Annotated in this window: 27 protein-coding genes and 2 pseudogenes; 15 read left to right on the top strand and 14 right to left on the bottom strand. The window is 71.7% G+C overall.

What is annotated here, in order from left to right; translation table 11 throughout:
- Nucleotides 1–553 (bottom strand): annotated as a pseudogene (locus E1286_RS18630) (CPBP family intramembrane glutamate endopeptidase); the annotation flags it as partial.
- A gap of 99 nt (nt 554–652) precedes the next feature.
- On the opposite strand from E1286_RS18630, the gene E1286_RS18625 reads away from it, so the two are divergent.
- Both E1286_RS18625 and E1286_RS18620 read left to right on the top strand, forming a co-directional pair.
- Nucleotides 653–1,360, top strand: a complete 708-nt coding sequence (locus E1286_RS18625; protein ID WP_132614171.1) for a hypothetical protein — start codon at nt 653–655, stop codon at nt 1,358–1,360.
- Nucleotides 1,357–1,905, top strand: coding sequence for a DUF6529 family protein (locus tag E1286_RS18620; RefSeq protein ID WP_132614169.1), 549 nt, complete (start codon nt 1,357–1,359; stop codon nt 1,903–1,905). The genes E1286_RS18625 and E1286_RS18620 overlap by 4 nt, the downstream gene beginning before the upstream one ends.
- Here the strand turns inward: E1286_RS18620 and E1286_RS18615 are convergent.
- Nucleotides 1,895–2,827 carry an HpcH/HpaI aldolase/citrate lyase family protein gene (locus E1286_RS18615; protein WP_132614167.1) on the bottom strand — a complete coding sequence of 311 codons (933 nt, stop codon included), beginning with the start codon at nt 2,825–2,827 and terminating at the stop codon, nt 1,895–1,897. The genes E1286_RS18620 and E1286_RS18615 overlap by 11 nt on opposite strands.
- A gap of 160 nt (nt 2,828–2,987) precedes the next feature.
- On the opposite strand from E1286_RS18615, the gene E1286_RS18610 reads away from it, so the two are divergent.
- Entirely contained in the window at nt 2,988–3,416 is a 429-nt protein-coding gene (locus E1286_RS18610; protein ID WP_246074967.1) for a hypothetical protein, read from the top strand.
- Nucleotides 3,417–3,473: 57 nt separating this feature from the next.
- Here E1286_RS18610 and E1286_RS18605 read toward each other — a convergent pair whose 3' ends face one another.
- A complete protein-coding gene (locus E1286_RS18605; protein ID WP_132614165.1) occupies nt 3,474–4,418 on the bottom strand; it encodes an EamA family transporter in 945 nt (314 codons plus the stop codon).
- 96 nt (nt 4,419–4,514) lie between these two features.
- Between E1286_RS18605 and E1286_RS18600 the strand changes: the two genes are divergently transcribed.
- Together E1286_RS18600 and E1286_RS18595 are read left to right on the top strand one after the other, a co-directional pair.
- On the top strand, nt 4,515–5,723 hold the full coding sequence (locus tag E1286_RS18600) for a magnesium transporter MgtE N-terminal domain-containing protein (RefSeq protein WP_246074966.1): 1,209 nt from the start codon (nt 4,515–4,517) through the stop codon (nt 5,721–5,723).
- On the top strand, nt 5,713–6,183 hold the full coding sequence (locus tag E1286_RS18595) for a DUF1003 domain-containing protein (protein ID WP_132614163.1): 471 nt from the start codon (nt 5,713–5,715) through the stop codon (nt 6,181–6,183). The genes E1286_RS18600 and E1286_RS18595 overlap by 11 nt, the downstream gene beginning before the upstream one ends.
- Before the next feature lie 7 nt (nt 6,184–6,190).
- Here E1286_RS18595 and E1286_RS18590 read toward each other — a convergent pair whose 3' ends face one another.
- Entirely contained in the window at nt 6,191–6,637 is a 447-nt protein-coding gene (locus tag E1286_RS18590; protein ID WP_246074965.1) for a MarR family winged helix-turn-helix transcriptional regulator, read from the bottom strand.
- 160 nt (nt 6,638–6,797) lie between these two features.
- Here E1286_RS18590 and E1286_RS18585 point away from each other — a divergent pair, with 160 nt between their 5' ends.
- A complete protein-coding gene (locus E1286_RS18585; RefSeq protein ID WP_132614161.1) occupies nt 6,798–7,934 on the top strand; it encodes an Mrp/NBP35 family ATP-binding protein in 1,137 nt (378 codons plus the stop codon).
- A gap of 57 nt (nt 7,935–7,991) precedes the next feature.
- Here the strand turns inward: E1286_RS18585 and E1286_RS18580 are convergent, their stop codons facing one another.
- Nucleotides 7,992–8,357 carry a sec-independent translocase gene (locus E1286_RS18580; protein ID WP_132614159.1) on the bottom strand — a complete coding sequence of 122 codons (366 nt, stop codon included), beginning with the start codon at nt 8,355–8,357 and terminating at the stop codon, nt 7,992–7,994.
- Between the two features lie 196 nt (nt 8,358–8,553).
- On the opposite strand from E1286_RS18580, the gene E1286_RS18575 reads away from it, so the two are divergent.
- The 6 genes and pseudogenes from E1286_RS18575 to E1286_RS18555 all read left to right on the top strand — a co-directional run bounded on the left by E1286_RS18575 (nt 8,554) and on the right by E1286_RS18555 (nt 13,590).
- Nucleotides 8,554–8,946, top strand: a complete 393-nt coding sequence (locus E1286_RS18575; RefSeq protein ID WP_132614157.1) for a GntR family transcriptional regulator — start codon at nt 8,554–8,556, stop codon at nt 8,944–8,946.
- A gap of 59 nt (nt 8,947–9,005) precedes the next feature.
- A pseudogene (locus tag E1286_RS18570) lies at nt 9,006–9,740 on the top strand (ABC transporter ATP-binding protein); the annotation flags it as partial.
- Between the two features lie 89 nt (nt 9,741–9,829).
- Nucleotides 9,830–10,882 carry an ABC-2 transporter permease gene (locus E1286_RS18565; RefSeq protein WP_132614153.1) on the top strand — a complete coding sequence of 351 codons (1,053 nt, stop codon included), beginning with the start codon at nt 9,830–9,832 and terminating at the stop codon, nt 10,880–10,882.
- On the top strand, nt 10,879–12,294 hold the full coding sequence (locus E1286_RS18560; protein WP_132614151.1) for a S41 family peptidase: 1,416 nt from the start codon (nt 10,879–10,881) through the stop codon (nt 12,292–12,294). The genes E1286_RS18565 and E1286_RS18560 overlap by 4 nt, the downstream gene beginning before the upstream one ends.
- A gap of 73 nt (nt 12,295–12,367) precedes the next feature.
- The gene (locus E1286_RS50275) at nt 12,368–12,745 is read left to right on the top strand and encodes a hypothetical protein (RefSeq protein WP_246074964.1); all 378 of its coding nucleotides are present in this window, start codon (nt 12,368–12,370) and stop codon (nt 12,743–12,745) included.
- On the top strand, nt 12,742–13,590 hold the full coding sequence (locus E1286_RS18555; RefSeq protein ID WP_246074963.1) for an alpha/beta hydrolase family protein: 849 nt from the start codon (nt 12,742–12,744) through the stop codon (nt 13,588–13,590). Before E1286_RS50275 ends, E1286_RS18555 begins: the two co-directional genes overlap by 4 nt.
- A gap of 57 nt (nt 13,591–13,647) precedes the next feature.
- On the opposite strand, the gene E1286_RS50270 is transcribed toward E1286_RS18555, so the two are convergent.
- The 3 genes from E1286_RS50270 to sigE all read right to left on the bottom strand — a co-directional run bounded on the left by E1286_RS50270 (nt 13,648) and on the right by sigE (nt 16,847).
- Nucleotides 13,648–15,525, bottom strand: a complete 1,878-nt coding sequence (locus E1286_RS50270; RefSeq protein ID WP_132614149.1) for a trypsin-like peptidase domain-containing protein — start codon at nt 15,523–15,525, stop codon at nt 13,648–13,650.
- Nucleotides 15,526–15,691: 166 nt separating this feature from the next.
- Complete coding sequence (locus tag E1286_RS18545) at nt 15,692–16,213, bottom strand: anti-sigma factor family protein (protein ID WP_132614147.1); 522 nt, start codon at nt 16,211–16,213, stop codon at nt 15,692–15,694.
- A 1-nt stretch (nt 16,214) separates the two neighbouring features.
- Complete coding sequence (gene sigE / locus E1286_RS18540; protein WP_111181302.1) at nt 16,215–16,847, bottom strand: RNA polymerase sigma factor SigE; 633 nt, start codon at nt 16,845–16,847, stop codon at nt 16,215–16,217.
- A gap of 194 nt (nt 16,848–17,041) precedes the next feature.
- On the opposite strand from sigE, the gene E1286_RS18535 reads away from it, so the two are divergent.
- Complete coding sequence (locus E1286_RS18535; protein ID WP_132614145.1) at nt 17,042–17,680, top strand: O-methyltransferase; 639 nt, start codon at nt 17,042–17,044, stop codon at nt 17,678–17,680.
- Here the strand turns inward: E1286_RS18535 and E1286_RS18530 are convergent.
- Nucleotides 17,677–19,107: a leucyl aminopeptidase gene (locus E1286_RS18530; protein ID WP_132614143.1), complete on the bottom strand. Its 1,431-nt coding sequence runs from the start codon at nt 19,105–19,107 to the stop codon at nt 17,677–17,679. The two genes, E1286_RS18535 and E1286_RS18530, sit on opposite strands and share 4 nt — an antisense overlap.
- Nucleotides 19,108–19,177: 70 nt before the next feature.
- Nucleotides 19,178–19,345, bottom strand: coding sequence for a DUF3117 domain-containing protein (locus E1286_RS18525; protein ID WP_020545024.1), 168 nt, complete (start codon nt 19,343–19,345; stop codon nt 19,178–19,180).
- Between the two features lie 181 nt (nt 19,346–19,526).
- Between E1286_RS18525 and E1286_RS18520 the strand changes: the two genes are divergently transcribed.
- Together E1286_RS18520 and E1286_RS18515 are read left to right on the top strand one after the other, a co-directional pair.
- Complete coding sequence (locus E1286_RS18520) at nt 19,527–20,303, top strand: PaaX family transcriptional regulator (protein ID WP_132614141.1); 777 nt, start codon at nt 19,527–19,529, stop codon at nt 20,301–20,303.
- On the top strand, nt 20,300–21,076 hold the full coding sequence (locus E1286_RS18515; RefSeq protein ID WP_132614139.1) for an enoyl-CoA hydratase-related protein: 777 nt from the start codon (nt 20,300–20,302) through the stop codon (nt 21,074–21,076). Before E1286_RS18520 ends, E1286_RS18515 begins: the two co-directional genes overlap by 4 nt.
- 177 nt (nt 21,077–21,253) lie before the next feature.
- Here E1286_RS18515 and E1286_RS18510 read toward each other — a convergent pair whose 3' ends face one another.
- The 4 genes from E1286_RS18510 to E1286_RS18495 form a co-directional block, all read right to left on the bottom strand.
- The gene (locus E1286_RS18510; RefSeq protein ID WP_132614137.1) at nt 21,254–21,967 is read right to left on the bottom strand and encodes a hypothetical protein; all 714 of its coding nucleotides are present in this window, start codon (nt 21,965–21,967) and stop codon (nt 21,254–21,256) included.
- 110 nt (nt 21,968–22,077) lie between these two features.
- Nucleotides 22,078–23,397 carry a helix-turn-helix transcriptional regulator gene (locus E1286_RS18505; protein WP_246074961.1) on the bottom strand — a complete coding sequence of 440 codons (1,320 nt, stop codon included), beginning with the start codon at nt 23,395–23,397 and terminating at the stop codon, nt 22,078–22,080.
- Nucleotides 23,398–23,574: 177 nt separating this feature from the next.
- Nucleotides 23,575–24,126 (bottom strand): DNA-3-methyladenine glycosylase I, encoded by a 552-nt coding sequence (locus E1286_RS18500; RefSeq protein ID WP_132614135.1) that lies wholly within the window; start codon nt 24,124–24,126, stop codon nt 23,575–23,577.
- Nucleotides 24,119–24,916 carry a hypothetical protein gene (locus E1286_RS18495; protein ID WP_132614133.1) on the bottom strand — a complete coding sequence of 266 codons (798 nt, stop codon included), beginning with the start codon at nt 24,914–24,916 and terminating at the stop codon, nt 24,119–24,121. The genes E1286_RS18500 and E1286_RS18495 overlap by 8 nt, the downstream gene beginning before the upstream one ends.
- Between the last annotated feature and the right edge of the window lie 41 nt (nt 24,917–24,957).

Here is a 24,957-nt window from a genome sequence, read left to right as displayed (position 1 = left end):
CCTCCCACCCCGCCCAGCCGAACATCGCCGCGTCCTGGCCCGAGTTGGCCAGCACCAGCCACTGGGCGGCCTGCCCGAGCACCATCGCGGCCAGGGCCAGCCCCACGCAGCTCATCAGCCATGACCAGCGCAGCCGCCCCGCCACCGACGACAGCGTCCCCGGACGGCGCCGCTGGATGAGCGCCGCCACCCCGAACACGAGCACCAGCGCGGGGGCGATGGACAACAGCGTCATGGCCAGTCCGAGCGGCGTCGGCTCGGGCGCCCCCGTCTCAGGGTCCACCGGCGACGGCAGCCCGAACAGGAACGCCGGCACCGTGAACGCCACGACCACCACGACGCCGATCGCCAGGAATCCCACGGCGACGAGCAGCGTGCCGACGATCGACCGCCACAGCTGGGCGGCGGGGTTCCTGGCGAGATGGTCGAAGCGGACCCCGGCCGGCGACGGCAGGAACCAGGGCTGCGGCTGGTACGGGATGCCCGACGGCGCCGCGCCGTACGGGAGCGGCCCGCGGTTGTCGGGGTAGTGCGGCCCCGGGTTCTCCTGCATCTCTCCATTCTGTCCGCTTGGTGCGCATTAGTTCACAGACGGCGCGCTCTTTTGGCCGGATGCTCGGGAGCATACGGAATCCGACCACGGGAGCAGACCATGTCGAGGCTGGGACCAGTCATCACCCTCGCGGCGGGCGCGGTGCTCGCCGGGGGGCTGGGTGTCGCGAGCGTCATCGCGATGCCCACGGCCGGGAGCCCGGCCGTCAACACCGCCGCCGAAGCACCCGTCGTACAACAGAACGGCGCCGCGGCGCAGCCCTCCGCCGCGCCGACCCCCTCGCCCTCCCCCACGACGCCGAAGAAGACCGTCAAGGCCGACTACGGCGGCCGGGTGAAGGGCAGCGGCGCCCTCATCGCCCTGTCGATCAGGAACGGCAAGGCCGTCGGCTACTTCTGCGACGGCAGGACCGAGGCCTGGTTCACGGGCGTGGAGTCGGGAGGCGAGCTGAAGCTGACCGGCGTGGCCGACAAGCGCGCCAAGGTCAGGGCCGAGCTGAAGGGCCGCAAGGCCGAGGGCTCGCTCACCGTCGCCGGCCGCAAGTGGAGCTTCTTCGCGCCCACCGTCACCAAGCCGTCGGGCCTCTACCGCGCCACCGCGACCGTCAGGGGCGCCAAGGTACGCGCCGGCTGGATCGTGCTGAAGAACGCGAACGGCACCTACACCCAGGTCGGCACCGCCTTCGCGGGCGAGCGGCAGGTCGACGTGCCGCGGATCGACACCGCGGGCCCCACCGCGCCGGTCCAGGTCGGCGGCGCCACGATCTACCCCAAGGACGTCGACGGCTTCATCGGGGAGATGTCATGACCACCGCGACGTACCAGCGGCCGTCCCGCGGCCTGACCACGCTGGTGGTGCCGCTGCTGGCGGGCGCCCTGGTGGCGGTCGCCCTCGGCGTGTACGGGCGGGCGCACACGCCGACCGGGTTCGCCGTCGGCGTGGCCGGGTTCTCCGCCGCGCTGCCGATGAAGGTGTGGCTCACGACGGGCGCGTTCGTGCTGGCGATCGTCCAGGTCGTCTCCGCCCTGTCGATGTGGGGCAGGCTCGGGGTCGCGATCCCGCCCGCCGTGCACCGCTGGTCGGGGCGGCTGGCGTTCGCGCTCACGGTCCCCGTCGCCTTCCACTGCCTGTACGCCCTCGGCCTGCAGTACGACGTGCCGCGCGTGCTCGTGCACTCGCTGCTCGGCTGCTTCTTCTACGGCGTCTTCACCGCGAAGATGCTGGCCCTGCCGAAGCGGGACGCGCCCGGCTGGACGCTGCCCGTGCTCGGCGGGCTGACGTTCACCGCCCTCGTGGGGCTCTGGCTGACGTCGTCGTTCTGGTTCTTCACCGCCGTCGGCATCAAGGTGTGAAGCTCTTCGTACGGCTCAGCCCGGCCGCCCGCCCCTTGGCGGCCACGACGAGCGCCATCTTGCGGGAGGCCTCGTCGATCATCTCGTCGCCCAGCATGACCGCGCCGCGCTTCTCCACGGTGGTGTAGTACTCGTACGCCTCCAGGATCAGCTCGGCGTGGTCGTAGTCCTCCTGCGTCGGCGAGAACACCTCGTTGGCCGCCTCGACCTGCGACGGGTGCAGCACCCACTTGCCGTCGAACCCGAGCGCCGCCGCGCGGCGGGCGACGCGGCGAAAGCCCTCGACGTCCTTGATCTGCAGGTAGGGGCCGTCGATGACCTGCAGGTCGTACGTCCTGGCGGCCATGAGCAGGCGCATGAGGATGTAGTGGTAGGCGTCGCCCTCCTCGTAGCCCGGGGGCTGCTCGCCGACGACGAGCGTGCGCATGCCGACCGAGGCCATGAAGTCGGCCGGCCCGAACACCAGCGTCTCCAGCCGCCTGGACGACCCCGCGATGGCGTCGACGTTCACCAGGCCGCGGGCGTTCTCGATCTGCGCCTCGATGCCGATGCGGCCCGGTTCGTACCCCATGGTCTTCTCGATCTGGGTGAGCAGGGTGTCGAGCCAGACGACCTCGGTCGGATTCTGCACCTTCGGCAGCATCACGCAGTCGAGGTACGCCCCCGCGCCCTCGACCACCTCGATCACATCGCGGTACGTCCACTGCGTGGTGAGGTCGTTGACCCGGACGACCCGCGTCTTCCCCGTCCAGTCGCCCTCGCGCAGCGCGGTGACGATGTTGCCGCGCGCCTCCTCCTTGGCGAGCGGCGCGACGGAGTCTTCCAGGTCGAGGAAGACCTCGTCGACGGGAAGGGTCTGGGCCTTCTCCAGGAACCGGGGATTGCTGCCGGGCACCGCCAGCACCGAACGTCGTGATCGCATACGCCCACGCTACTGTCTGATCATCCCGGGGTCCCAGGTCTCAACCGGTCAAGCGGTGAGCGCTGAGCCGGCCGATGAGCCTGTCGACGCCGCACGGCTCGCTCCAGCCGGCCGGCGGCGGCGGTTCACCCGGCCGCACGCCCGGATTACAGTCGCATGTGTGAGCGACCACACCCCGCCCGCCGGAAAGACGACGCCGCAGACGGCCTTGGAGCAGGGCGTCCCCGAGAGGGCGGCGGCCATCGCGGAGGGCGCCAAGAAGTCCGGCATCCTGTGGCTCACCCTCGACCGTCCGCGTCTGGCCTGGCACACCTGGCACGACGGGGCGATCTACCTCGTGACGGGCGGCGAGGAGCAGGCCCTGCCCGGCCTCGACGCCCTCGACCGGGTCCACGTCACGCTGCGCAGCAAGGACAACGGCGCGCGGCTCGTGGAGTTCGACGCGACGGTGTCGGTCGTCGACCAGGCGGCCTCGGCCGACGTCGTCGCCGCCCTGGCCAAGGACCGGCTCAACGCCCGCGACAGCGAACACCTCCCCGACCGCTGGGCCCGCGACTGCACGATCGTGCGCCTCACTCCCGAGGCGTGAGGCGAGGAGTGAGCCGAGGAGTGAGGTCGGTCCAGGCCGGCCATGGGCGCCGGGCGGTCAACTCTGGGCGGGGAGCGGCTCGGGCAGCGGATCCGGCTCAGGGAGGGTCGTGGTGGCCGTCTGGGCGAGCAGGGCGCCCGAGAGCACGATCAGGCCGCCGACGATCTGGAACAACCCCAGCGTCTCGCCCACCAGAACCCAGGCCACGATGGCGCCCGCGATGACCTCCAGCGAGGCGACGGTGGCCCCGACCGCCGCCGACAGCCGCCGTACGGCGTTGACGCCCAGCGTGTAGCCCAGCACGGTGGCCACGACCACCATCCACAGGTACGCCCCCAGCACCGGCAGCGTCTGCCCGCCCTCCGGGGTGGCGGAGACGGTGAACGCCTCCCACGGGATGTCCCACGGCCGGGAGAACGGCGCCAGCACGACGGCCGCCCCGATCATCCCCCAGGCGACCAGGCCGAGCGGGTCGATATCGTCCCCGAAGCTATCGTTCATCAGGAAATATCCGGCGCAGCACGCCCCAGCCAGCAGCCCGAGCACCAGCCCCAGCGCGTCCAGGCGCATCCCCTGCCACGCCTCGACGACGATCCCGAGCCCCACGACGGCCACCACCGCACCGAGGTAGGCCGCCCGCGCGAGCCGCACCTTGCGGACCAGCCGCACCCAGGCGACCACCATGACCGGCGCCATGAACTCCAGCAGCAGCGCGATCCCCACCGGCAGCCGCGTGATCGCCACGAAGTACAGGGCCTGCACCCCGGCGACCGCCATGATCGCGTACAGACCGAAGAACGGCAGCCGCGACCTCGGGATGCGCAGCGCCCGGGGGCGCACCACGGCGAGCACCGCCACCAGCAACAGCCCCGCGCCCGCCATCCGCGTCCAGACCGCCTCCATCGGCTCCAGTCCGGCGGCGATGAGATATTTCGCCATCGGCCCGGAGAACGCGAAACACCACGCGGACACGAACGCCAGCGCGAGCCCCACCGACCTCATCGCACCCCACCCGTTGAGTAATGACCGTCAAACGGGTTTGATACTGACATGTACGGCGTCCCGGGCGCAATGGGTCGCCTTTGTTAGCCTGGCGACGTGCAGATCTTCGTGGCCCGGCTGGCGGGGACCCCGGTCTTCGACCCGGCGGGCGACCAGATCGGCCGCGTCAGGGACGTCGTGGTCGGGCTGCGCATCGGACGCCGGCCGAACGTACACGGCTTCGTGGTGGAGGTGCAGCCGCGCCGCCGGGTGTTCCTGCCCATCACCCGCGTGCGCCGCATCGAGGCCGGCTCCGTGGTCTTCACCGGCAAGCTCAACATGCGCAGGTTCGAGCAGCGTGTCACCGAGACCCTCGTCATCGGCGAGATGCTCGACCTCGCCGTCCATCTCGGCGAGCAGCCCATGACCGTCTACGACGTCGCCATGGAGGAGGTCACGCCGTCCACCTGGCAGATCACCAAGGTCGCCCTCTACAAGGGCCGCCGGCGCGAGCCGCGCATCGTCGACTGGGGTGAGGTGACCGGGTTCGACACCCTGCAGAGGGACCAGGGGGCGGCCGGGCTGATCGCCGCGTTCGAGTCGCTGCGCGCCGCCGACATGGCCAGCGCCCTGCACGACCTGCCGAGCAAGCGCCGCATCGAGATCGCGCGGGCGCTCAACGACACCCGGCTGGCCGACGTCCTGGAGGAGCTGCCGCCCGACGACCAGATCGGCATCCTCGGCACTCTCGACCCCGAGCGGGCGGCCGACGTGCTGGAGGAGATGGGCCCCGACGACGCCGCCGATCTGCTGCACGACCTGCCGGACGAGCAGGCGGCCCGGCTGCTGGCGCTGATGGAGCCCGGCGAGGCGGCGCCGGTGCGGCGGCTGCTGACGTACCCGGAGACCAGCGCGGGCGGCGTCATGACCAGCGAGCCGGTGATCCTGCCGCCCACCGCGACGGTGGCCGAGGCGCTCGCGCACATCCGCCAGCAGGACCTGTCGCCCGCCATCGCGTGCCAGGTCTACGTCACCCGGCCGCCGACCGAGACGCCGACGGGCACGTACCTGGGGGTGTCGCACTTCCAGCGGCTGCTGCGCGAGCCGCCCTCGACACTGCTCGGACGCGTGCTCGACCCCTCGATCGACCCGATCAAACCCGAGTTCACCCTGCACGAGGTGACTTACTACCTGGCCAACTACAACCTCGTGGCCGCCCCCGTGGTCGACGAGCTGGGCCGGCTCGTCGGCGCGGTGACGGTCGACGACGTGCTCGACCACATCCTTCCCGAGGACTGGCGCGAGAGGCCCGACCGTGACGACTGACCGCCTCGACCAGCCCCGCGAGCTGCGGCCCTCACTGCGGGCCCACTACGACCCCGAGGCGTTCGGCCGGCTCTCCGAGCGCATCGCCCGCTTCATCGGCACCGCGCGGTTCCTCGTCTACATGACGGTGTTCGTCGCGGTCTGGGTGATCTGGAACGTGGCCGGGCCCGAGCATCTGCGCTTCGACCCGTACCCGTTCATCTTCCTGACGCTGATGCTCTCGCTGCAGGCCAGCTACGCGGCGCCGCTGATCCTGCTGGCCCAGAACCGCCAGGACGACCGCGACCGCATCCAGTACGAGCAGGACCGCGAGGCCGCCGACCGCAACCAGGCAGAGATCGAGTATCTGACGCGCGAGATCGCCGGCCTGCGCCTGACGCTGAGCGAGGTGGCCACCCGCGACTACTTGCGCACCGAGCTCGGCAGGCTGCTCGACGAGCTGCGCACCCGGCCGGAGTGAGGGTCTTTCAGGCGAGCTTGGCGAGCATCGTACGCATCTGGGCGAGCTCCCCCGGCTCCAGCAGGTCGGCGAACTCGCCCTTGACGCCGCGCAGATAGGTCGGCGTCGCGTCGGCCAGCCGGTCGGCGCCGAGGTCGGTCAGCACCGCGAACAACCCGCGGGCGTCGTCGGCGCACGCCTCCCGGGTCACCAGCCCGTCGCGCTGCAGCCGGTCGATCAGCCTGGTCAGGCCGCTGCGGGAGAGCAGCACGCGGTCGGCCAGGTCGTTCATCCGCAACCGCCGCCGCGGCGCCTCCGCCAGCTGCATCAGCACGTCGTAGGAGGCCAGCGGGAGATCGTGGACGATGAGCAGCTCCCCTTCCAGACGACGGGTGATGCGCACCTGGGCACGCTGTAACATCCGCCAGACCGCGAGCTCCTCGGCGGTCAGGCCCTCGTCGCGCAGAAGTGTCACGGAGTAACCTTAAAACGTTATTGCACAGACATCTAACAAGACGGATTAACCCAGTGAGCGCGCCGGTTCATACCATGGAGGGGCATCCTCAACTGGCGTCCAGCGCCTGCCACACATAGACGACTAAGGAGGGACGGCACTCCCTCGTGCCGACACTTCGATGGCACCTACCCAGGAACAGGTGACCGCGGCCCTCGCCACGGTCATCGACCCCGAGATCCGTCGCCCGATCACGGACCTCGACATGGTCAAGAGCATCGACATCGCCACCGACGGTGCGGTGCGCGTGGGCGTCTACCTCACCGTGGCCGGCTGTCCGATGCGTGACACCATCACCCGCGACGTCACCACCGCCGTCTCCAAGGTCGAGGGCGTGACGGGCGTCAAGATCGAGCTCGACGTGATGAGCACCGAGCAGCGCAAGACCCTGCAGACCAAGCTGCGGGGCGACCGAGGGCCGGAGAAGGAGATCCCGTTCAACCAGCCGGGCTCGCTGACCCGCGTCTTCGCGGTGGCCAGCGGCAAGGGCGGGGTCGGCAAGTCGTCGGTGACGGTCAACCTGGCCGCCGCCATGACCGCGAGCGGCCTCAAGGTCGGCATCGTCGACGCCGACATCTACGGCCACAGCATCCCGCGCATGCTGGGCGCCGCCGAGCGGCCCACCAAGGTCGAAGACATGATCATGCCGCCGGTGGCCCACGACATCAAGGTGATCTCGGTCGGCATGTTCAAGCCCGAGGGCAACATGCCGGTGGTGTGGCGCGGGCCGATGCTCGACCGGGCGCTCCACCAGTTCCTGGCCGACGTCTACTGGGGCGACCTCGACGTCCTGCTGCTCGACCTGCCTCCGGGCACCGGCGACATCGCGATCTCGGTGGCGCAGCGGCTGCCGTCGGCCGAGATCCTGGTCGTGACGACGCCGCAGATGGCCGCCGCCGAGGTGGCCGAGCGGGCCGGCTCCATCGCCGCCCAGACCCACCAGCAGATCGCCGGCGTCATCGAGAACATGGCGTGGCTGCCGTGCCCCCACTGCGACGAGCGCATCGCGGTGTTCGGCGAGGGCGGCGGCCAGACCGTGGCCGACGCGCTGACCCGTACGCTCGGCGCCCCCGTCCCGCTGCTCGGCCAGGTGCCGATCGACATGCGGCTGCGCGAGGGCGGCGACGAGGGCAAGCCACTGGTGCTGACCGAGCCGGACGCACCGGCCTCCGTCGAGCTGCGCCAGATCGCGGCCGGCCTGAGCAAGCGCTCCGGCAGTCTCAAGGGCATGCAGCTGGGTCTCGCGCCGCGCCGCTGACGCCTTTTCGCCTCGGGCCCGTTCCGGTTCACCGCCGGGGCGGGCCCGAGCCGTCTCTCAGGTGGCTTCCCTGTCGAACGGGGGGATCTCGCCGTAGGCGAGCTCGTCGACCACCGGCTCGGGCACGTACGGCGTCGTGGTGGCCGGCGCCAGCTCCTGCGACTTGTTGTTCCAGTCGTCCTCGAGGTCGTCGAGGAGATGCTTGCGGACGAAGTTGCGCGGATTGAGGTCGGCCGGATCGAAGTTGGAGAACTCCGGGCCGAGGCCCGAGCGCAGGTCGTCGCGCGCGTTGTTGGCCATCCGGCGCAGATTGCGCAGCGTCCTGCCCGCCTGCGTGGCGGCTTGGGGCAGCCTTTCGGGACCGAAGACGAGCAGCGCGATCACGATCAGCGCGCCGACCTCCAACCATCCGAGTCCGAACACCGTGATCTCCTACCGCAGTCCAGCCTCTCCGAGGACAACCCCGGCCTCTCCACAGAGTAAGGGCTCGCGACCACAACCCGGTCGCCTCCCCTCCTCATATCTCCCACCAAAGCGCCCGAATCGGAAGAGGCATCTTTTACGACCGCTTAACGCCCAGCTCCCTAAAGTGCTAGGAGCTTAGATAAATGGAGGAAGTGTGATCGAGTTCCACCTGGACGGCCGGTCGGGGGTCTCGCCGTACCTTCAGCTGGTCCATCAGGTCCGGCACGCACTGCGGCTGGGCCTGCTGCGCGAGGGCGACCAGCTGCCGACCGTGAAGGACGTGGTGGCGCGGCTGGCGATCAACCCCAACACGGTCCTCAAGGCCTACCGGGAGCTCGAACACGAAGGGCTCGTGGCCGCCCGGCCCGGCGTCGGCACGTTCGTGACGAGGACACTGGCCGATTCCTCCCTGGCCGCCCACGGCCCGCTCCGGCAGGAGCTGCGGCGCTGGCTGACCAAGGCCCGCATGGCGGGGCTCGACGACGAAAGCATCGAGGCCCTGTTCATGACCACCTTCCGCACCGCCGCACAGGAGGACATAGCGTGAACGGCACCGCCGTCCTGCAGGCCCGGGGCCTGGGCAGGAAATACGGCAGACGATGGGCGCTGCGCGACTGCACCCTCGACCTCCCGGCCGGCCACGTCGTCGGCCTGGTGGGCCCCAACGGTGCCGGCAAGACCACCCTGCTGAAACTGGCCGCCGGCTGGCTTGCGCCGTCCTCGGGCGGCATCAGCGTGCTCGGCGGTTCTCCGGCGGGTGGCCCGGCACAGCTGGCGAAGATCGGTTTCGTCGCCCAGGACACCCCCGTCTATCCGGGGCTGACCGTCGCCGACCACCTGCGGTTAGGAGCCCGGCTGAACCCCGGCTGGGACGCCGCCCTCGCGCGGGAGCGCATCGCACGGCTCGATCTCGACCCCGCGCACCGGGCAGGGAAGCTGTCAGGCGGGCAGCGCGCCCAGCTCGCCCTCACTCTCGGCCTGGCCAAGCGGCCTCGGCTGCTCCTCCTGGACGAGCCCGTCGCCGCGCTCGACCCGCTCGCCCGCCGCGAGTTCCTGCAGACCCTGATGGAGGCGGTCGCCGAGCTGGACTTGAGCGTGGTGCTCTCCTCCCATCTGGTGTCCGACCTGGAACGGACGTGTGATCACCTGATCGTGCTGGTCGACTCGCGCCTCCAGGTGGCCGGAGAGGTCGACGATCTCCTCGCCACCCACCACCGGCTCACCGGTCCGCGCCGCGATCCCGGCCGGCTCCCCGCCGGCCAGGACGTCGTCTCCGCGCATCACACCGACCGGCAGAGCACCATCATCGTCCGCACGGACACCCCGATCCTCGATCCGGCCTGAACGGTCAGCCGGCTGACCTTGGAGGACCTCGTGCTCGCCTACATGGACCAGCCCTCCTCCGGGCACGCGGCCCTGGATGCGGTGCGATGATCTGGCTGACCTGGCGGCAGTTCCGTGACTCCGCCGCGATGACGTCCGCGGCTCTCGTGCCGCTCGCCGCCGTCCTGGCGCTGACCGGGCCCGGCCTGGCCTCCGACTACGCCACCGGGCTCGCGTCCTGCGCCCCCGCCGACTGCGTACGCTTCTTCGACCGGTTCTTCGAGGCGCATCAGGGCGCCTTCATGGCCGTCACCGTCGTCGTGCTGGTCGTGCCCGGCCTGGTCGGGCTCTTCTGGGGGGCGCCGCTGATCGCCCGTGAGCTGGAGAGCGGCACGCACCTGCTGGTGTGGAACCAGAGCATGACCCGCACCCGCTGGCTGGCCGTCAAGCTGACGCTCACGGGCCTGGCCGCCGTGTCCGCCGCCGGGCTGTGCAGCCTCATGGTGACCTGGTGGTCCGCACCCCTCGACCGGTCCGCCACCCCGGGTTTCGCCCTGATGGATCCCGCCGTGTTCGCCGCGCGCGGCATCGTTCCCCTGGGATACGCGGCGTTCGCGTTCGTCCTGGGCGTGGCCATGGGGACGCTGATGCGCCGCACCCTGCCCGCCATGGCCGTCACGCTGGCGATCTTCGCTGCGCTGCAGGTCGCGATGCCGCTGCTGATCCGGCCGCACCTGCTGCCTCCGGTCAGCGCGGCCTTCGAGCTCGATCCCGCGAACGTGGGAAATTTCGGCGTGCCGCCCGACGGGTCCCCACGGGTGTCGGTGGACCAGGCGGTGCCCGGCCACCCGGGTGCCTGGGTTCTGTCCAGCCGCCTCATCGACCCGTCAGGACGGCCTGCCGAGACCGATGCCGCGGGCGCCGCCGTTCAGGTGTCGGTGACGTCGGGACCCTGCGCGCCCCCAGAGGTTCCCGAGGCCGGACGGAGCCTGCGGGTGTGCCTCGATGAGATCAACCGGCTGGGGTATCGGCAGGCGGCGACGTACCAGCCGTTCGAGCGTTTCTGGGCCTTCCAGTGGATCGAGACGGGCATCTACGCCGTGCTCACGCTCGGCCTCACCGGGTTCTGCTTCTGGCGGGTCAGGAGGCGCGTGCCATGACCGTCAGGACCGTGACAGCCGGCCTCGTGCTGCTCCTGACGGCCGCGTGCACCGGGGCGACGCCGCCGCGCACCGGGCCGGCCACGGCGGCCTCGGGCGGGTTGCCCGCATGCGGGCAACCCGCCCAGGGGGCCGTTCTCCCGCCGGAGACCGCCACCACGATCGACGTGGTCGAGCAGGCGTACCTCTGCGTCCTCGGCGCCTACTACGGCGGGGCCGCGCTGGACGCCCGCGCGCTGCTGACGGCGGGGTTCGCCGCCTTCACACAGGAGCTCGACCGTGGCGGGCGCGACCTGCCCGGGGCCACCATGCCGGCGCTGAGCGGTGACCGTGAGGCCGACTGGGCCGCTTTCGAGGCGGTGTACCGCCGCCTTACCGACGCGTTGCCGGGGGACATCAGAGAGAGGCTGGCTGTCGTCACCCTGGAGGCCGTCGTGGCCGCCCTGGGCGACGATCACGCCCGCTGGACGCACGGCGTACGGCAGCCGCCCGGCTCCTACGACGACGACCGGTACGGCCTGGGCCTCAGGGTGAGCGGTGACCCGGGGACCGCCGTGCCGCCGCTGTTCGTCACGACCGTCCTCGGCGAACCTGCCAGGGAAGCCGGGTTGCGCCCCGGCGACGTCATCGAGTCGGTCAGCGGATCGGCGCCCTTCGTCGACGGCGTCGTCGTCCCGGCCGCCGTCGCCGCGCTCCACCCGCGGTATCCGGAGGACCGTCCGGTCCGGCTGCGGCTGCTACGGCAGGACACCGGCAGGCGCTGGAGCGTGACGCTGAAACCCGGTTTGTACCGGCCCGACCCGGCCGCTCTGCAACCCCTCACGACCGAACTGCCGCGGGACAGCGTCGCGTACGTACGGCTGAGCGGTTTCGCGCCCGACTCCGCAGACCGGGTGCTCCGGGCGATCGCCCGGCTGCGGGCCGGCCGCACGCTCACCGGCCTCGTGCTGGACCTGCGCGGCAACGGCGGCGGCAGCCCCGGCGAGGTGAACCGGCTGCTGGGCGCGTTCGCCCACGGCAAGGTCACCGCGTACCAGTGCGCCGCGGACGGCACGTGCGACGCCATGCGCACCGACGACACCGTGGCGCTGCTCGGCCTGCCGCTGGTGGTGCTCACCGACCGCGGCTGCGCCTCGGCGTGCGAGCACTTCGCCTCCGCGGTCAAGGACCTCCGCCTGGGCGCGCTGGTGGGGACGCGGACGGCGGGCGCCGTCTCGGGACCTGCGCAACCGCACGTGCTGGCGAACCACACCATCCTCACGCTGCCGTCGAAACGCCACCTGGCGCCCGGCCGCGAGGTGATCGACCGGATCGGCGTGGCGCCCGACCACCACGTGCCTCCGACGCCGCGGGACGCCGCGGCCGGACGCGACCCGGCACTGGCCGCAGCCCTGACCCTGCTCCCCGGATGACACCCCGCCTGCCGGACCCGCCTGCCGGGCACGCCTGCCGGGCACGCCTGCCGGGCACGTCGAAAGGACGGACATGAGCCTCGCCATCGGGCGGAGACCGACTCTGCTGGCCGCCGCCGGGCTGGCCCTCCTCGCCGCCTCCGCCTGCGCCCCGCCGACCCCTCCGAGGTCCGTCGCGGTGGCGTCCGCCGCGACGTCGGCCGCCACCTACCCGGTGCTGCCCGCGCCCACCGGCGCCCATCCGGTCGGCACCACCCGCCTGCACCTGAGGGACGCCTCCCGCCCCGACCCGTGGGTGCCCGAAGCGGCGGCCAGGGAGCTGATGGTCATCCTGTGGTACCCGGCACGGTCCCGGGGCGGGCCACAGGCTCCCTACATGACGCCGAAGGAGTCGGAGCTCATCCTGCAGAGCCGGAGGAGTCGGAGCTCATCCTGCAGAGCCGGAGGGTGACCGGCGCGCCGTACGACATCCTGAGCAGGACACGCACCAACGCAGTCCGCGACGCCGAACCGGACGGGCGCACGAGCACCCTGCCCCTGGTGGTGCTCTCGCCGGGGTTCACCATGCCCGTCAGCACGCTTACGGCTCTGGCCGAGGACCTGGCCTCCCACGGCTACGTGGTGGCCGGCGTCGACCACGCGTACGAGAGCTACGCGACGACCTTCCCCGGCGGGCGCGTCGCCACGTGCGTCGCGTGCGACAGCGACCGGGACCCCGGCTTCGGCTCGAAGGTGGTGGGGGTCCGGGCGGCCGACGTCTCCTTCGTGCTCGACCGGCTGACCGGGCCGCGGGCGGAGTGGGAGGGCTCGTCCCTGGTGGACCCGTCCGCGATCGCGATGGCCGGCCAGTCGATCGGCGGGGCCGCCGCCCTGGCGGCCATGCGGGCCGACCGCAGGATCCGCGCCGGGATCGACCTCGACGGCACCACGTACGCCCGCATCCCGGAGGGGCTGTCGCGGCCGTTCCTGTTCATGGGCTCGGCCGAGCACCGGCCCGGTGGGCGCGATGCCTCCTGGGACCGCGACTGGAAACTCCTGACCGGCTGGAAGCGCTGGCTCGTGCTCCCCGGCGCGAACCACCAGTCGTTCACCGACGTACCGCTGCTGGCCGGCGCCCTCGGCGTGAGCATCGCCGGCGACCTGTCCCCTGCCCGCTCCCTGACGATCACCCGCACGTACGTCCGGGCCTTCGTGGACCTGCACCTGCGTCGCGAGCCGCAGCCCCTGCTGGACGAGCCGTCACCCCGCTTTCCCGAGGTCCGGCACTGCGCTCCGGGCGGCAGGACCTGCGAATAGCCCCGCGCTCATGCGCGAGCGCCGCAGGAGACGGGCTCCTGCGGCGCTCGGGAAGGGTCAGGACCGGGTCGGGGTGGGCTCGTCCTCGGCCATCACCGTGAGCGAGGCGTTGCGTTCCTTGCCGTCGCGCAGGTACTTGACGTTGATCTTGGAGCCGGGAGCCTTGCTGCGGATCAGGGCGATGAGCTCGTTGCCGTCCTGCAGCGGCAGCCCGTCGATCTCGAGGATCACGTCACCCGCCCGCAGCCCGGCCTTGTCGGCCGGCCCGCCCGGCGTCACGGGCTGCTGGCCCGCCACGGCCTCGGTCGCGATCTTGACGCCCTGGCCCCGGAAGTCGCGGTCGAGCAGGATGCCGATCTTGGGGCGCTTGGCCCGGCCGGTCGTGATCAGCTCCTCGGCGACCCGTCGCGTCTGGTTGACCGGGATCGCGAAGCCCAGGCCGATGCTGCCGCTCTGGCTGCTGCTCATCGAAGGCCCGAGCGTGGCGATCGCCGAGTTGACCCCGACGACCTCGCCCCGGCCGTTGACGAGCGGGCCGCCCGAGTTGCCGGGATTGATGGCGGCATCGGTCTGGATGGCGCTGATGTACGCCGGCTCCTCGCTGGTGGCGCCCGTGTCGTCGCCCGCGATGACCGGACGGTTGAGCGAGCTGACGATGCCGGTGGTGACCGTGCCGGTCAGGCCCAGCGGGGAGCCGATGGCGATCACCGGGTCACCGACGACCACCTGGTCGGAGTTGCCGAGCGTGAGCTCCGGCGTGCCGAAGGTCTCTTCCGGCTTGACCACGGCCAGGTCGGAGCCGGGGTCGCGGCCGACGATGCGGCCCGTCGTGGTCTTGCGGTTGTTGAACTGGATCCGGATCTCGCCGCCGCCGGCCGCCAGGGCGACCACGTGGTTGTTGGTCACCACGTAGCCGTCCTTGATCAGGAAGCCGGAGCCGGTGGCGCCTTCGGTGCTGCTGCCGTTGCCGACCTCGAGCGAGACCACGCTGGGCAGCACCCGCGACGCCACGCCCGCCACCGAGTCGGGCGGGCGGTTGGTGGCGCCGCTGGGCACCGGGCCGAGGCTGTAGGAGGGGTCCTGGGCACTGCTCGTGGGCCTGGTCAGCAGGTACGTGCCGACGCTGCCGAGCAGCGAGGCCACCAGGGCGATGACCAGGGCCATCGCGATCAGGAACCCGGCGCCGGGCCCGCGCCTGGACGCACCCGCCCCCGCGCCGTGCGCGCCAGGAGGCGGCGGCCCCCAGCCCGGACCCATGCCGAGGGCCTGACGCGGCGGAGGAGGCGGGTTGCCGTAGGGCTGCCCGAACGGCGGACGCTCGTAGGCCCGCGTCCCGTTGTCGGGGCCGCCGAAGGAGGGATTCTCGAAGCGGGGACCGCCCTCGCCGAACGGGCTGTCATAGGCGTGCGTGCTGTTGTCGCGAGCGCCGAACGCCGGCCTCTCGCCCGGACTGTCAGGCGGCCCGAACGCCGGCCTCTCGCCCGTCTCGAATCCCGACGGGCTCTCGAATCCCGACGGGCTCTCGAAGCGCGCCGGGTTCTCGCGCCCCGACGGGTTCTCGTGGCGCGCCGGGCTCTCGTACGGGTTCTCGTAGCGCGACGGGTTGTCGATGGACGGGTTGTCGCGGGACTGGGCGCCCGGGTCGGGCGCGCCGAACGACGGCGCCCCCTCCTGCGGAGCGCTCGGCGCGCCGTCGTCCTGCCCCGGCCTGCCGCGCCCGGCCTCGCCGTACGGCCGGCTCTCGTACGGTGGCGCACCGGCGGCTTCCGACCGGCCCGACGGGTCACCCCACGTCGTACCGAACGAGGCGGGCGGCTCGGGCCGCCGGCCCTGTGCGTCGGACCCGTCCTGTGCGGGCAGGAACTCCGGCCGCACCTGTGGCTCGGGGGTGTCCGACGGCATGCGCTCCTCGTTGCGGCGCGTCTCGTCGGTCATCTCAGTCTCACCACTCCTTGGCTCGGCCACCGCAAATCCTCGCTCTTGCGGCATACGAGGCTTATAAAGCTTTACCGGGACTTGCCGCCGACAAATCCCGAACCCAGATCGTATGCCCCGCGCGCCGCGGACTACGCCAACCGACTATGCCCGGCTTCCGGGAGTGTCAAGGCGTGGTGGGTGCACTCGTAGGCGATGTACGGGCCTGCTGCTGGAAGAGTTCAACCGGTGGGGCCGGATTGTTCTGCCCCACGCCACTCACCGCGAAGAAGGTGCCGAGCGCGACGGCCGCCGAGACGACGCCCACCGCGACGTAGGTCGTGCGCCGCCTACCACCACGACCCGGGCCGGAAGACCCGCCGGTGGCGTCTCTGCGCGGCCGGTTGTCCAGCGGCGCGATGGTGTGCGGGCCGGGGATGGGCACCCCACCGAAGGTGCGGGCCGGAAAAGGGCGCTCCCTCGGGGGCAGCGGGCCGCCCGGCTCCGCCATCCGGAGCAGGGACATCGTCAGGTCGGTGGGCATCGCCGGGGTCTCGAGCGAGCGCAGGCGCGACTTCAGGGCGCGCACCGACTCGACCTCTCTCCGGCAGTCAGCACAGAAGGTCAGATGAGCAAGCGCACGCTCGCGTTCGGTGTGGCTGAGTTCACCGTCCACCAGTGCGGATACGCGTTCTCCAAGATGAGCCATGTCAGACTTCCTCCCCACGGATCACGGTCGGGGGGAGTTGGGAATTACGGGGGGCTCGATGATCGAGCGCCTCCCGCAACTGCGCCCGGCCACGGTGAATACGGCTTCGGACCGTACCCAGCTTGACGCCGAGCGTGGCCGCGATCTCCTCGTATGACAGACCCTCGATGTCACACAGCACGATCGCCGCCCGGAACTCGGGGGCGAGCGCGTCGAGGGCCGCCTGGATGTCGGGCTCCAGATGAGCGTCGTCGAACGCCTGCGCCGGGGACGGCTCGCGCCCGCGCAGCCGTTCGGCCGCGTCGTCGGCGAGCCCCTCGAACCTGATGCGCTGCTTGCGCCGCGCCATGTCGAGGAAGAGGTTGGTCGTGATCCGGTGCAGCCAACCCTCGAAGGTGCCGGGGGTGTAGCTCGACAGCGACCTGAAAACCCGGACGAAGACCTCCTGGGTGAGGTCTTCGGCGTCGTGGACATTGCCGGTCAGCCGGTAGGCGAGCCGATACACGCGTGCGGAGTGAGTCCGCACCACTTCCTCCCACGTGGGAGGAGTCCAGTCAGACGACACGGGAGTATCCGCCTGGTGGTCGCTTTCGTCCACCAGAACTCCTCTCTCTGGGACCACCGCTACCGCCATAGTGCCTGGTTTCGTCCCTTCGTGCGCACTGACTGCCCTCCGGACCGGCAAAGCCCGTTTAAACCTGCAACGCCTCAGCACCCTCCTGAGTTCCCGTCCGGGCGTGTCTCCCTTAGGCTGCGAACGGTGTCAATCACGCGTATACCTTGTGCGGCCCATCCGGCCAATCGCACGAAAAGTGGGGGAGGAGGCCGATGACCACTCCGGTGGAGGCCACTCTGGCCTATGCGGAGCAGTTCCATCAGGAAGATGAGGTTCTGCACGCGGCGCGGCAGCGCGGGCTGGAGATGGGAGCGCCGCCCATCCTTCCCGGGGGCGGGGCCGCCCTGTGTTTTCTCGCCACCGTCCTCAACGCCAAGTCCGTCGTCGAGATCGGCACGGGCTGCGGCGTCTCGGGGCTGTGGCTGCTGCGCGGCATGCGTCCCGACGGCACGCTGACGAGCGTCGACGTCGAGCCCGAGCACCAGCGGCTGGCCCGGCACGCGTTCACCGAGGCGGGCTTCTCCGGCAGCCGGGTGCGGTTGATCACGGGCCGCGCGCTCGACGTGCTGCCGCGGTTGTCCGACGGCGGCTACGACATGGTCTTCGCCGACGGCGCGAAGCGGGAGTACACCGACTACCTGGCCGAGGCCGTGCGGCTGCTGCGCGTCGGCGGCGTGGTGGCCTTCGACAACATGCTCTGGCACAACCGCGTGGCCGACCCCACGCAGCGCGACACCGACACGGTGGCGCTGCGCGAGGTGGGCAAGCTGGTGCAGGCGGACGACCGCCTGCGCTCGGTGCTCATGCCCCTGGGCGACGGGCTGCTGGCGGCCGTCAAGATCGCCGACTAGGCGCGGGTGAGCCAGTCCAGCAGCACCCGCACGCCGAACCCGGTCGCGCCCTTACTGAGCGTGCCCTCGTCCACGGTGCTGCGGCCGACACCCGCGATGTCGAGGTGCGCCCACGGGCGGCCGCCGGTGAACTCCCGCAGGAACAGCGCCGCCGTGATCGACCCCGCCCCGAACCGCGACCCCGCCTCGACGTTGGACAGGTCGGCGATCGACGACTCGAGCGCGGGCGTGTAGTCGTCGATCAGCGGCATCCGCCACAGCCGGTCGTCGGTGACCTCGCCCGCCTCCAGGAGCTGCTTGGCCAGCACGTCGTCGGAGGCGTAGACGGCGCCGACGTTGCGGCCGAGCGCCACCGAGATGGCCCCGGTCAGCGTGGCGATGTCGACGACCGCGTCGGGGTCGAGGACGGCGTCGGCGTAGGCGAGCGCGTCGGCCATCACGAGCCGGCCCTCGGCGTCGGTGTTGAGCACCTCGACCGTGCGGCCGCCGTAGTGGGTGATGACGTCGCTGGGCCGCTGCGCGGTGCCGGAGGGCATGTTCTCGGCGGCGGCGACCAGCCCGGTGACCTTCACCCGGGCGCCCAGCCGGGCCAGCGCGCCGAGCACCGCGATGACGACCGCGCCACCCGCCATGTCGGTCTTCTGCGTCTTCATGTTCTCGGTCGGCTTGAGCGACAGGCCGCCCGAGTCGAACGTGATGCCCTTGCCCACCAGCACGATGTGCCGATCAGTGGGCTCGGCGGGCGTGTAGGACAGCTGGATGAGCCGGGGCGGGCTGGCCGAGCCGCGCCCGACGGCGAGGATGCCGCCGAACCCGTCGGCCTGCAGCTGCTCTTCGTCCCACACCCGGACGGGGACGCCGCTCTCGGCGGCCCGCTCCGCGAGCCAGGCCGGGTTCTTCACGGAGGAGGGCGTGTTGGCCAGGTCACGGGCGAGGGCCACGGCCTGGGCGACGGTCTGCGCCCGCCGCACGGCCTCCTCGTCCGCCCCCGCGAAGGCCAGCGTCCGCACGGCCTTCTTACCGCTTTCACCGATCCTGAACGAGTACGCCGCCAGCAGCGCCGCCTCCGCGAAGGCGGCCACGTCGCCCTCGGGCGTCACGACGGTCAGCCGGTCGCGGCCCTTGACCCGCCGGGACAGCGCGGCGCCGGCCTTGCGCAGGGCACGCGGGGAGCCGTCGCCCACGCCGTAGAGCAGCACGCGGCCCACTCGGGGCGTGGCGCCGCCGGCCCGTGCCACGGGCACCTCGACGATCTCGCCCGCCTCCCCCTTGGCCTCGTAGTGCGCCAGCAGGTCGGGCACCGGCAGGTGCAGCTCGACCGGGTGGGCGGTCTGGAGATCGGCGGAGTACGGGACGGCAAGCAGGTCGGGGTCGTCGGGAACCTCGGCGACCACCGTCGCAGTGGTCTCAATGGGCACGGAAAACATCTCCTCAAACGTCAGCGACCCTGGCGCCGGACTACGCCAGGGTCGTGGATCAAGATTCTCTCGGGAGGGCTCAGCCGACGACGTTCTTCAGCGCCTCGCCGAGCGCCTTCGCCTCGTCGGCCGAGATCTCCACGACGAGCCGGCCGCCACCCTCCAGAGGGACCCGCATGACAATGCCGCGCCCTTCCTTGGTGACCTCGAGCGGACCATCGCCGGTCCGCGGCTTCATCGCCGCCATGCGTGCATCCCTTCCTGCCTTGGGCTCCCGCGGCCCGCGATTTCCGACCTCCCATGGGGGGTGGTCGGCGCATTCACGTCTTCTGTGATGTCCTATTCTCCCGCATCGAGAGCGCTCATGGGTAACGATCTCCTCCCAGAATGCGTTGTCCAGGCGTGCGATCACGTCCAAACTGGACTTCGTGCATGCTCGCGCCGCTCTGTTCGACCTCTATGGAGACCACCTGCTCTCGCGTGGAGGGCAGGCGTCCGTCGCGGCGCTCGTACGGCTGATGAAGCCCATGGAGATCGCCGCTCCCGCCGTCCGCACGGCGGTTTCGCGCATGGTGCGACAGGGGTGGCTGAGGCCGGTGAGACTGACGCAGGGGCCCGGTTACGGACTGACGCCGAAGTGCGTGAGGCGGCTGGACGAGGCCGCACTCAGAATTTACCGAGCAGGAACATTGTCCTGGCACGGCCGCTGGCATCTGATCATCGTGGAGCCCGTACGCGAGCGTGCGCGCAGGGAGCGGCTGCGGGCCGACCTGACGTTCCTGGGCTACGCGGCGCTGTCGGAGACGACCTGGATCGGCCCGCGCTCCTCCATCGAGCTGGACAACCTGCTCGACGGCGAGGGGGTGCGGGCCGACAGGTTCGACGCGGCGCTGGAGGGCGACCCGCGGGAGCTGGTGTCGAGGGCCTGGGATCTGGACGCCATCGGCGAGGCGTACGAGCACTGGCACACCGAAGCTGTCACGCTGATCAGCACGCTGCCCGAAGGGGCGCCGGACGACCAGGTCTTCGCCACGAGGAGCCGGCTCGTGCACGGCTGGCGCAATTTCCTCTTCCGCGATCCCGGCCTGCCGCCGGAACTGCTGCCGCCCGGCTGGCCGGGCGACAAGGCCAGGGCCTACTTCGAGCAGGAGGCCGCCCGGCTGCTGCCCGCAGCCGCCGCGTTCGTCGACAGGGAGTTATCGTGATCCGCTATGACGTGGCCGACGCCGTCGCCACCATCACGCTCGACCGGCCCGACGCCATGAACTCACTGACGGTCGAGGTCAAGGAGGCGCTGCACGGGGCGCTGCGCCGCGCCGCGGGCGACCAGTCCGTCAGGGCCGTGCTGCTGACCGGCTCGGGCCGGGCCTTCTGCGCGGGCCAGGACCTGCGCGAGCACGCCGACAACCTGGAGGCGGGCCGCGGCCTGGCCAACACCGTGCGCGAGCACTACAACCCGATCGTCGAGCTGATCGCCACCATGGCCAAGCCGGTGCTGGCCGCGGTCAACGGCGTGGCCGCGGGCGCGGGGGCGTCGCTGGCGTTCGCGTGCGACCTGCGGATCGCCTCGGACAAGGCGAAGTTCGCGCTGGCGTTCGCCGGCATCGGCCTGGCTCCCGACTCAGGCGCGTCGTGGACGCTGCAGCGCCTGGTCGGCCGGGGCCGCGCAGCCGAGCTGATGCTGCTCGGCGAGCCGCTCGACGCGGCCCGCGCGCTGGAGCTGGGCCTGGTCACGCGCGTGGTGCCGACCGGCGACCTGGCCAAGGCCGCTCAGGAGCTCGCCGTACGCCTGGCGCAGGGCCCGACGCTGGCCTTCGCCGCCACCAAGTGGGCCCTGGCGTACGCGGCGACGCACTCGCTGCCGGACGCGCTCGCCATGGAGGCCGACCTGCAGGACAAATGCGCCGCCACCCGCGACCACGTCAACGCCACGGAAGCGTTCCTCGCCAAGGAACGGCCGACCTTCAACGCCGAGTGACCGCCCGCCACGCCCGCGTGGGAGTCGGCGCCATGCGCTCATCCCGTGGAGCGGTTCGCGCGACAGCCGTGGGTCTGCTCACCTGCGGTGGCGCCGACGCGTCCGACCCGTGTCCGTCGCGGCCACCCGCCTTCGGCGAGCGGGTGGCCGGGTGGCCGGCAGTGCCACCGCGCGGGGTCAGCGCCTACCGAGCGCGGCGCGGAGCCCGAACCAGCCGATGGCGGCGACGAGCGTGACCTGCAACAGGTATGCGATGGCGGCGGCCACGGGACCGGACGTCTCGGCCGGCAGCGCGACGAACATGATGACGTACACGATGCCCGCGATCGACAGCCACCGCGGCATCGCCTTCGACAGCAGCGTCCCGATGAGCGCGGTCAGCACGCCGGCCGAGATGGCGATCTGGGTGCCGACGATCGCCGGGACGAGCAGACCGAGGTGCGCGTTCAGGATGTCGAAAAGCTCGCGTCCCTCGGACTCCGGCAGCACCATGGGATCGGCCGCGAAGGCGAACGGCAGCGCCTCCGCGGTGATCGTGAGCGCGAAGAGGATCCCGCCGGCCCCGGACAGCAGAGCGCCGATCAGGTTCAGCGCGCGGCCCCTGCCGTGGGCTAGCATCACGATGAAGATCGCGGTGGCGACCCAGGAAATCGCGTATCCGGGGCCGCCGAGGTACAGGTTCATCTGCCAGTAGGCGCCGCCGAGCGCTCGCACGTCGTCGTACCGGACCGTGCCGTCGAAGGGCGGTTCCCAGAACGCGAAGCAGGTACGGGCCGCGAGCGAGACCAGCAGCAGGACGAAGAGCCCGACGACGGCGGTACGCCGCGGGGCTGACGCGGCGGCCGGGGCGGGCGGCGGCATCGCGGTCCCGGCGAGTTCGGATGCGGTCACGGTCGTTCCCCTTCGATCGATCGGTGACAGCGCTGTTCACGCTGCCTCGATCGTCGGCAGAGGGCGTGCGCACCGCATCGGTGCCAGCACCTATTTCGAATCCGCCCTGTTCAGGTGCTCTGGCCGCGGTTCGTGGCGGCGTTGTCGAGCCAGATCCGCGCGGCCTGCACGCGGCGGTTCGTCCCGGCCTCCGGCTTGAGGTCGAGCTTGACGAAGATCGCGCGCAGGTGGGCGTCGACCGTGCGCTCGGAGACGACGAGCTGGGCCGCTATTCCGGCATTGCTGGCGCCCTCGGCGAGGACGGCGAGAACCTCCGCCTCACGGGGTGTCAGGCCCCGAACCGGTATCGCCCCGAGCGGTGCCGGAACATCCTCGTCCGGCGACGGCCGTTCTTCGGAGGTCAGGACGCGGGCGAGCCGTTCGGTCCCTGCCCAGGCGCCGCCGACGACGACGAGTGTCACGGCCGCGACGGCGATGGTGACCGCCGTGGCGCCGAGCCGGACGCCGGGAGAGGCGATGATCGTCCCGATGGCGATCACGACGAGGGCCGAGGCGACGAGCCCGGTGCCGCGTACGACGATCGCCACTTGCCGGGGGTTCACACCGCCACGTGCGACGAGCACCGCGCAGGCCGCGCTGAACGCCGAGGCCCCGGCGAGAGAGATGAGGAACGCGGCCGAGCCCAGTGACGGCTCCACGGCTCCGGGGTCGCGGGCGATGCCCAGCAGGAGGCAGAAGCAGACGGTGAGCGGGGCGCCGGTCGTCCCGGCCGCGGCGACGCCGATCCGCGCGCGGGCGGAGCCGGCGGAGCCGAGCGCGGCTCGCCACAGGGCGATCGGGATGAGCAGGAGGGCCAGCGCGCCCAGAAGCGTGGCGAGGCCACCGAGCGGTTCGAGGGCTGTCCGCCAGGACTCCGGCGCGATGGTCGGCAGGCCGACGAAGGGGTCGCTCGGCGTCGTCAGCAGGGAGTTCGCGAGCGTGACGGCGGCGATGGCCCAGACGAGCACCTGATGCGTCCACGGTGCCCGTCCGTCGGCCCGGATGGCCGCTGACGCGGCGAGCTGCATGAGCGCGAGCGGCGGGATCCACGCCGAACTCCAGATCGCGACCGCGAGTGCGGCGGTTGGGTTCCCGGTTGCGACCGCCCACACCGCCCAGGCGGCCACGCCAAGGTAGGTCAGCAGGGCGAGGCAGAGCCAGGTCGCGAGAGTGCCGGCTCTCCGGTTGGCCGCCGCGGTGAGCCGGGTGGCGGCGACGGCCGCGCTCGTCGATGCCGCCGCCAGCGCGAGCACGCCGACCGGGTCGGTGGGGAAACCGCCGTGGCCGGCCAGCCGGAGCGCGAGCAGGGCGGCCACCGCGGCGGCCCCGGCGACCCCGGCGACCAGGGGCAGGAGCCGGCCCGTGAACGGCAGCTGGGCGATGACGGTCATCCTGGACCCACCCTCGGCCTCGTCATGGGTAGTCAGGAGCCCGGAGGGCGGCCGTGCTCCGGATCGTACGGCGATCTTATGAGCGAACCCGCGGTCGGACCAGGTGGATTCCGTCGTTCATGGACGACCGCCGGGTCGATCCGCGGGGGTCATCCGGGCGCACCCACACCGCCGAGCTCAGCGCGTACGGGCCAGGCAGCATTCGATGTGATCGTTGACCAGGCCGATCGCCTGCATGAGCGCGTACGCCGTGGTCGGGCCGACGAACCGGAAGCCGTGCCGCTTCAGCTCCTTGGACAGCGCCGTCGAGGCCGGGGTGATGGCGGGCACGTCGGCCATCGTCCTCGGCGCGGGGGCGTCGGGGTCGGCGTAGCGCCACACCAGGTCGGAAAGGCCGCCGGGCAGGTCGAGCGCGGCCCTGGCGTTGGCGATCGCGGCCTCGATCTTGGCGCGGTTGCGGACGATGCCGGGGTCGGCGAGCAGGCGTTCGACGTCGTGCTCGGTGTAGGCGGCGACCTTGGGGAGGGAGAAGTGGTCGAAGGCGGCGCGGAAGTTCTCCCGCTTGCGCAGGATGGTCAGCCACGACAGGCCCGACTGGAACGCCTCCAGCACCACCCGTTCGTAGACGGCGTCGTCGCCCTTGACCGGGCGGCCCCACTCCTCGTCGTGGTAGGCGAGGTACATCGGGTCGGCCAGGCCCGGCCAGGTGCAGCGGATCAGCTCACTCACCGCCGCTCGTCCCCTTCCTCACCCGCACCCGCTCTTCCTCGTCTTCGGCCTGCTCGGCGTCGTCCGGCTTGTCGCTGTCGGCGGTGAGCGCGCCGTTGCGCTTGTCGTCGCGGGCCTCCGGCTCGCCGTCCTCGGCGGCGGGCTCGTCGCTCTCGTGCGCCTGCTCGGCATCGGCCGGCTCGTCGCTCTGGGGGGCTTCGGCGTCGGCGGGTTCGCCCGCCGCGGGCTCCGGCTCGGTGGCGGTCCGCCCGTTCTCGGACGCCTCCGTGTCGGTGGCGTCTTGCCCACGACCGGGGACGGCGACCGTGTCGACGCGCCACTCCGGGTCCTCCGCAGGAGTGATCGTCGCCTCGGTGTCCCACGACACCGCGGCGCCGCCGGCCGTCACCGGGTCGCCGGACTCGGGCAGCTCGCGCTGCGCCGGAGCCTCGGGCGCGTGCTCGGTACGCGGCCCCGCGCCCGGCGAGGCGTAGACCTCCTGCCGCGCGTACAGCCGGCTGGCCAGCAGTTCGGAGACCCGCTGCTCCAGCACGGCGATCCGGGTGTCGCGGGCGCTGATCGCGCCGGCGGCCCGGCGCAGGGTCTCGTCGACGCTGGCCGTGTGGTAGCCGACCAGGTTGACCGGCAGTTGCAACGCCATGACGTCGACCGCCGTGAGCTGACCCGCCTCCGGCAGGTCGAGCGGGGGCACGTCGGGCGGGAACTCGCTCAGCTCACCGCCCCGCCCCAGGGAGACCAGGACCACGCAGGCCAAGATGGCGATGGCGGCAATGGCGAGAATGACCAGCACATTGGCATCGTACTCATCCGGTGGAGCGCGTTCAGCGATCT

The organism is Nonomuraea terrae (assembly GCF_004348995.1).
Lineage (GTDB): Bacteria > Actinomycetota > Actinomycetes > Streptosporangiales > Streptosporangiaceae > Nonomuraea > Nonomuraea terrae.
The sequence above is the reverse complement of the archived record's forward strand: the minus strand, read 5'-3'. Positions and strand labels throughout refer to the sequence as shown.